Source organism: Aeromicrobium alkaliterrae (assembly GCF_039529015.1).
In the GTDB taxonomy this organism is placed as follows: Bacteria; Actinomycetota; Actinomycetes; order Propionibacteriales; family Nocardioidaceae; genus Aeromicrobium; species Aeromicrobium alkaliterrae.
In genome coordinates this window covers 18,199-24,727 of the sequence record NZ_BAAAME010000003.1, presented here as the reverse complement: position 1 = coordinate 24,727, position 6,529 = coordinate 18,199, and the positions used below count along the sequence as shown (strand labels likewise).

Sequence of the window (6,529 nt, the reverse complement as noted above, 5' to 3'; positions counted from 1 at the left end):
TTGCCGGCCGCACCGCCCGGCCGCATCGCGCCGAGGCCGTGCTTGATGCCGAGGGTCGTGCCGAGGACGTTGACCTCGAGCATGCGGCGGATGTCGTCGGCCTGGACGTCGGTCAGCAGGCTCGTGATCTCGATCCCCGCGTTGTTCACGAGGATGTCGAGGCCGCCGAGCCGACTGACGGTCTGGGCGACGGCGTTCTCCCAGGCGGCCTCGCTCGTGACGTCGAGCTCGACGAAGCCGTGGCCGTCGCCGAGGGCGTCGGCGGCAGCGCGGCCGACGTCGGTCTGGACGTCGCCGATCACGACGCGGGCGCCGGCCGCGGCGAGCGCCGTGGCCATGCCGAGTCCGAGGCCTTGTGCGCCTCCCGTGACGAGCGCGGTGCGCCCGGTCAGGTCGAATACGGTCATCGGTTCTCCTTCGTCGCCGCCGGGGGAGTCGGACCCTCCGGCGAGGTGAGTGATGCACGTCACGTTCCCGTAACATCTTGACACTTGTCAAGAGTTTTCTGGACAGTTGTCAAGATCGACGACCGAAACCGTCGGGTCGGTCTAGGCTGGGGCGTCGAAGGAGGCAGTCATGGCAGTCACCGCACTCGAGGACGGCGCGACCGTGCCGCCGGGCAAGGCCGATCGTCGTCGTCTGGAGCTGGCCGAGTCGGCGTTCAAGACGCTTGGCGAGATGGGCTACGCGCGCTCCAGCCTGCGCGAGATCGCGCAGAACTCCGAGTTCAGCCACGGCGTCGTGCACTACTACTTCAGCGACAAGACCGACCTGATCACGTTCTGCGTGCGGCACTACAAGACCGCGTGCTCGCGGCGCTACGACGCCGTGGTCGACGCGGCGACGACGCCCGCCGAGCTCGCCGACGGGTTCCTCGCGACGATGGGGACGACGCTCGTGGAGGACGCCGGCCTGCACCGCCTCTGGTACGACGTGCGGGCGCAGAGCGTGTTCGAGCCCGCGCTGCGCGAGGACGTCGTGCACGTGGACGGGCTGCTCGAGCAGATGACCTGGCGCGTGCTGTCGCGCTACGCCGAGCTCGCGGGCCGGGCGCTCGCCGTGGACGCCCCCACGGCGTACGCCCTCGTCGACGGCCTCTTCGAGCAGGCCGTCATCGCCAGCGCCTCCGACCCCACCGCCGCCCGAGCCAACCTCACCGCCCGCGTCGCCACGACCCTCCCCCTCCTCCTCACCCCCGGGCGGTGAGTTAGCGTCCGTTCCTGCCGACGGGCGGTGAGTTGGCGTCCGTTCCTGCCGACGGGCGGTGAGATGGCGTCTGTCTAGTGCGGGCGGACGGACGCTAGGTCACCGCCCGCATCCACAGGGGCGGTTCGTCCACAAGTGGACGATCGCGCGTGGACCGGGACGGGACCAGGGGCTGCGATGGGGTCATGCGCCCGATTCCGACGGTCTTTCTCAGCCGTCCCTTCACCTCGGCTGAAGCCGCGGCAGCCGGAGTGTCCGAGAAGATGCTCCGCGGTCGGCGATTTCGCCGTCTCTTCCCGCGGGTGTGGGTACACGTCGATCACGTGATGACCCGCAGCGACTGGATTCTCGCGGCCGTCCTGACCCTCCCGCCCGACGCTCGCCTGACCGGCATCACCCGCATCCAGCAGCTGGGCCTCGACCACGGCCCGGATCGTCCGCTGCACTTCGTCGTGGCCCGCGACCACCACATCGCGACCGACGGCATCATGCTCCACCGCACCGAGCGCATCCCGTTCGCCGACGACCACGCGGTCACCCCCACCGCCGCCTACCTCGCGTACTGCGTCGACGCGATCGTGCTCGACGCGATCATCGTCGGCGACTGGCTCCTGCGCGAGGGCCACATGACCCTCGCCGGCCTGGTCGAGCTCGCCCGCCACGACGACTGGCGCGCCGGGTCGGCCCAAGCGGTCTGGATCGCGCCGTACCTCGACGCCCGCTCGTGGTCGACCGAGGAGTCAGCGTTCCGCGCCGCGGTCGTCTTCGCGGGCCTGCCGAAGCCCGACCTCAACGTCGAGATCACGATCGACGGCCGCACGATCATCGCGGACCTCGCGTGGCTGATCTGGAAGCTCATCGCCGAGTACGAAGGTGGCCACCACCAGACCGACCGCCGGCAGTACCTGATCGACATCGACCGCTACGCCCTCGTCCGGACGACCGACCTGCGCTACCTGCAGGTGACGAAGGAGCAGATGCGCAACGTCATCGCGGTCGTGACGAAGGTCCACGCGGAGCTCGTCGCCGGCGGCTACGACGGCCCGGCACCCGACTTCGGCCCGCACTTCCGCAGCCTTTACCGCCGCATCCCCGCGAAGACGCCACTGCGGCGGTGACCTAGCGTCCTTCTCATGCGAAGAATAGGACGCTAACTCACCGCCGCAGCGACGAAATGGACGCTAACTCACCGCCCAGGGGCGGGAGAGCTCACCGCCCGGAGCGGCGGGCCTTCGCGGCGCGGGCGCGCTCGGACTGGTTCAGCACGACCTTGCGGATGCGCACGTGCGTGGGCGTGAGCTCGACGCACTCGTCCTCGCGGCAGAACTCGAGCGACTGCTCCAGCGAGAGCTTCTTCGGCGGGATGACCTTCTCGAAGTTGTCCGACGTCGCCGACCGGATGTTGGTCTGCGCCTTCTCCTTGGTGATGTTGACGTCCATGTCGTCGTCACGCGAGTTCTCGCCGACGATCATGCCCTCGTACACCTCGGTGGTGGGCTCGACGAACAGCGTGCCGCGCTCCTGCAGGTTGGTCATCGCGAACGACGTCACCGCACCCGCGCGATCGGCGACGAGCGAGCCCGACGGACGCGTGGAGATCTCGCCGGCCCACGGCTCGTAGCTCTCGAACACGTGGTGGGCGATGCCCGTGCCGCGCGTGTCGGTCAGGAACTCGGTGCGGAAGCCGATCAGGCCACGCGCCGGGACGAGGAACTCCATGCGGACCCAGCCGGTGCCGTGGTTGATCATCTGCTCCATGCGGCCGCGGCGCACCGCGAGCAGCTGCGTGATCGCGCCGAGGTACTCCTCGGGCGCGTCGATCGTCAGGCGCTCGACGGGCTCGTGGATCTTGCCGTCGACCTCGCGGGTGACGACCTGCGGCTTGCCGACCGTGAGCTCGTAGCCCTCGCGGCGCATCTGCTCGACCAGGATGGCCAGCGCGAGCTCGCCACGACCGTGGACCTCCCACGCGTCCGGACGCTCGGTCGGGAGCACCTTGATCGAGACGTTGCCGATCAGCTCCGACTCCAGGCGGTCCTTCACGAGGCGCGCCGTGACCTTCGTGCCCTTCTCGCGACCCGCGAGGGGCGAGGTGTTCGTGCCGATCGTCATCGAGATGGCGGGCTCGTCGACGTGGATCAGCGGCAGCGCGATCGGGTTCTCCGGGTCGGCCAGCGTCTCGCCGATGTTGATCGTCGCCATGCCCGCGATGGCCACGATGTCGCCGGGGCCGGCCTTCTCGCCGGGCTTGCGCTCGAGCGCCTCGGTCACGAGGAGCTCGGTGATCTTGGTGCGCTCGATCGTGCCGTCGCGCTTGATCCACGCGACCTGCTGACCCTTCTTGAGCTCGCCCTCCTTGACGCGCACGAGCGCGAGGCGGCCGAGGAACGGCGAGGAGTCGAGGTTCGTGACGTGCGCCTGCAGCGGCGCGCCCTCGGTGTACTCGGGGGCCGGGACGGCGTCCATGATCGTCTGGAACAGCGGGATCAGGTTCTCGTTCTCCGGCAGGCCGCCGTCGGCGGGCTGCGTCGTCGAGGCGCGGCCGGCCTTGGCCGAGGCGTAGACGACGGGGAAGTCGAGCGCGTCGTCGCCGGCGTCCTCGGGCAGCAGGTCCAGGAACAGCTCGTAGGTCTCGTCGACGACCTCGGCGATGCGCGAGTCGGGACGGTCGACCTTGTTGACGACCAGGATGACCGGCATCTTCGCGGCGAGCGCCTTGCGCAGCACGAAGCGGGTCTGCGGCAGCGGGCCCTCGGAGGCGTCGACGAGCAGCACGACCGCGTCGACCATCGACAGGCCGCGCTCGACCTCGCCGCCGAAGTCGGCGTGGCCCGGGGTGTCGATGATGTTGATCGTCACGCCGCCCTCGGGGGCGCCGGGGCCGTTGTAGCGGACCGCGGTGTTCTTCGCGAGGATCGTGATGCCCTTCTCGCGCTCGAGGTCGCCGGAGTCCATGGCGCGCTCGGTCAGCTGGTGGTGCTCGTCGAAGTCGCCCTGCTGCTGGAGCATGGCGTCGACCAGGGTGGTCTTGCCGTGGTCGACGTGGGCGACGATCGCGACGTTGCGCAGATCAGAACGAGTGGGCATGCAGAGATCCGAGTCTTCAGAAGGGGACGCCAGTGCGGCGTGAACGAGGGCGACGGCGCGCCGCGCAAGATTCTACTGGCGAGGGCGCAGGGCCCGAAATCGCGGGGCGTGCGAGCCAGATCACATCGACTGCCGTTCTGCAAAGGTTGCCGATCGGTTAGCATTTCTTCTCGTGTCCACCTCGTCCGTCGTGCTCTACGACCAGCTGCAGGAATTCATGCAGCGGGTCATGGGCCTCATGCACTCCCGGCCTGACGACGTCATCGCCGATCTCGACCTGACCCTGAACCAGGCCAAGACCGTCTTCCTCCTGGCGTGCGCCCCCGAACCGCTCCCCATCTCGGCGATCGCCGAGCAGGTCGGGCTCACGGTGGCCGCCCAGGGCCGCGTCGTCGACCGCCTGGTGAAGCTCTCGATCCTCGAGCGGCGTGAGAGCGAGCTCGACCGTCGCGTCAAGCTCGTCAAGCTCGCCCCGCGCGGGATGGAGCTCGCTGACGCCCACGGCGCGCAGAAGGCCCAGGCGCTGCGCGACGTCGTCGACCAGATCCCCTCAGACCTGTGTGCCCGGCTCTCCGAGGCACTCGACCCGATCCTCGCAGGCGACCACCTGCGATCAACTCCGAAGGAAGTCACTGCATGAGTGCATCTGCACCCGCAGCGCCTGACAAGCTCGACGGCGCGGTGCTGAAGGTCGCCGGTGTCGTCGTCCTCGGCGCCATCATGTCGATCCTCGACATCACGGTCGTCAGCGTCGCGCTGCCGACGTTCGCGAACGTCTTCGACACGACCCTCGCGACCGTCGCCTGGACCATGACCGGCTACACGCTGGCCCTCGCCACGGTCATCCCGCTCACGGGCTGGGCGGCCGACCGCTTCGGCACGAAGCGGCTCTACATCGCCGCCCTGGTGCTGTTCACCGCCGGCTCGGTGCTGTGCGCCATGGCCGACTCGATCGAGATGCTCATCGCGTTCCGCGTGCTGCAGGGTCTCGGCGGCGGCATGCTGATGCCGCTGGGCATGACGATCATGACCCGGGCCGCGGGCCCGGAGCGCATCGGTCGCCTCATGGCCGTGCTCGGCATCCCGATGCTGCTCGGCCCGATCAGCGGCCCGATCCTCGGCGGCTGGCTCATCGACCAGTTCAGCTGGCACTGGATCTTCATGATCAACCTGCCGATCGGCCTGATCGCGATCGTCTACGCGTGGCGGGTCCTGCCGAAGGACACCGAGACGGCCTCGGAGTCGTTCGACCTGGTCGGCATGCTGCTGCTCTCGCCCGGTCTCGCGGCGTTCCTGTTCGGTGTCTCGTCGATCGCCGAGGGCGGCAACGGCGTGCACCTCGGCCCGCGCGTGTGGGTCTCGGCCACGATCGGCATCCTGCTGATCACGGCGTTCGTGTTCCACGCGTTCCGCCCGGCGCACCCGCTGATCGACCTGCGCCTGTTCAAGAACCGTCGACTGACGGTCGCGACGATCGCGATGTTCGTCTTCATCGTCGCGTTCATGGGTGCCGGCCTGCTCTTCCCGAGCTACTTCCTGCAGGTGCGCGGCGAGACCACGCTGATGGCCGGTCTGCTGATCGCCCCGCAGGGCATCGGCGCGATGATCATGATGCCGATCGCCGGCACGATGGCCGACAAGATCCCCGTGGGTCGCACCGTGCCGTTCTTCATGCTGCTGATCGCGGCCGGCTTCGTCCCGTTCACGATGCTCTCCGCGGACACGTCCTACTGGATCACTGGCAGCGCGCTGTTCGTGATGGGCCTGGGCATGGGCGGCACGATGATGCCGATCATGACGTCGGCGCTGAAGTCGCTGACCCACCACGAGGTGGCCCGCGGCTCGACGCTGCTCAACATCACCCAGCAGGTCGGCAGCTCGGTCGGCGCAGCCGTCATGTCGGTCATCCTGACCAACAGCATCCAGGCGTCGCAGGCGATCCCGGGCGCTGTCGACCAGAACGGCGAGCCGCTCACCGAGGCGGGAGCCGCGATCGCGACGCAGATGCAGCCGGGTCTGATCGAGCAGCTGGGCCTGCCCGGCGACCTGATCCAGCGAGGTCTGGCGTTCGCGGCCGACGCGTTCTCCTCGACCTTCATGGTCGCGCTGGTCCTGGTGCTCGTCGCGGTCGTCCCGGCGCTCTTCCTGCCGCGCAAGCGGGAGGAGTCGGCGCTCCTCGACGACGAGGACGCCGGCGCAGCGCCGATCATGATGCACTGATCCTGCTGCACCGATC

6 protein-coding genes are annotated in these 6,529 nt (G+C 69.0%); 4 read left to right on the top strand and 2 right to left on the bottom strand.

Annotated features, from left to right (window positions below; genetic code table 11):
- On the bottom strand, positions 1 to 407 hold a 407-nt coding region (locus tag ABD127_RS07645), incomplete at its 3' end, for an SDR family NAD(P)-dependent oxidoreductase (RefSeq protein ID WP_344199534.1).
- 169 nt (positions 408 to 576) lie between these two features.
- Here ABD127_RS07645 and ABD127_RS07640 point away from each other — a divergent pair.
- Positions 577 to 1,206: a TetR/AcrR family transcriptional regulator gene (locus ABD127_RS07640; RefSeq protein ID WP_344199532.1), complete on the top strand. Its 630-nt coding sequence runs from the start codon at positions 577 to 579 to the stop codon at positions 1,204 to 1,206.
- Positions 1,207 to 1,532: 326 nt separating this feature from the next.
- On the top strand, positions 1,533 to 2,324 hold the full coding sequence (locus tag ABD127_RS07635) for a hypothetical protein (protein WP_344199530.1): 792 nt from the start codon (positions 1,533 to 1,535) through the stop codon (positions 2,322 to 2,324).
- Positions 2,325 to 2,415: 91 nt separating this feature from the next.
- Here the strand turns inward: ABD127_RS07635 and typA are convergent, their stop codons facing one another.
- The gene (gene typA, locus ABD127_RS07630; RefSeq protein ID WP_344199528.1) at positions 2,416 to 4,293 is read right to left on the bottom strand and encodes a translational GTPase TypA; all 1,878 of its coding nucleotides are present in this window, start codon (positions 4,291 to 4,293) and stop codon (positions 2,416 to 2,418) included.
- Positions 4,294 to 4,465: 172 nt separating this feature from the next.
- Between typA and ABD127_RS07625 the strand changes: the two genes are divergently transcribed.
- Entirely contained in the window at positions 4,466 to 4,933 is a 468-nt protein-coding gene (locus ABD127_RS07625) for a MarR family winged helix-turn-helix transcriptional regulator (RefSeq protein WP_344199525.1), read from the top strand.
- Complete coding sequence (locus ABD127_RS07620) at positions 4,930 to 6,513, top strand: DHA2 family efflux MFS transporter permease subunit (protein WP_344199522.1); 1,584 nt, start codon at positions 4,930 to 4,932, stop codon at positions 6,511 to 6,513. The genes ABD127_RS07625 and ABD127_RS07620 overlap by 4 nt, the downstream gene beginning before the upstream one ends.
- Positions 6,514 to 6,529: the final 16 nt, after the last annotated feature.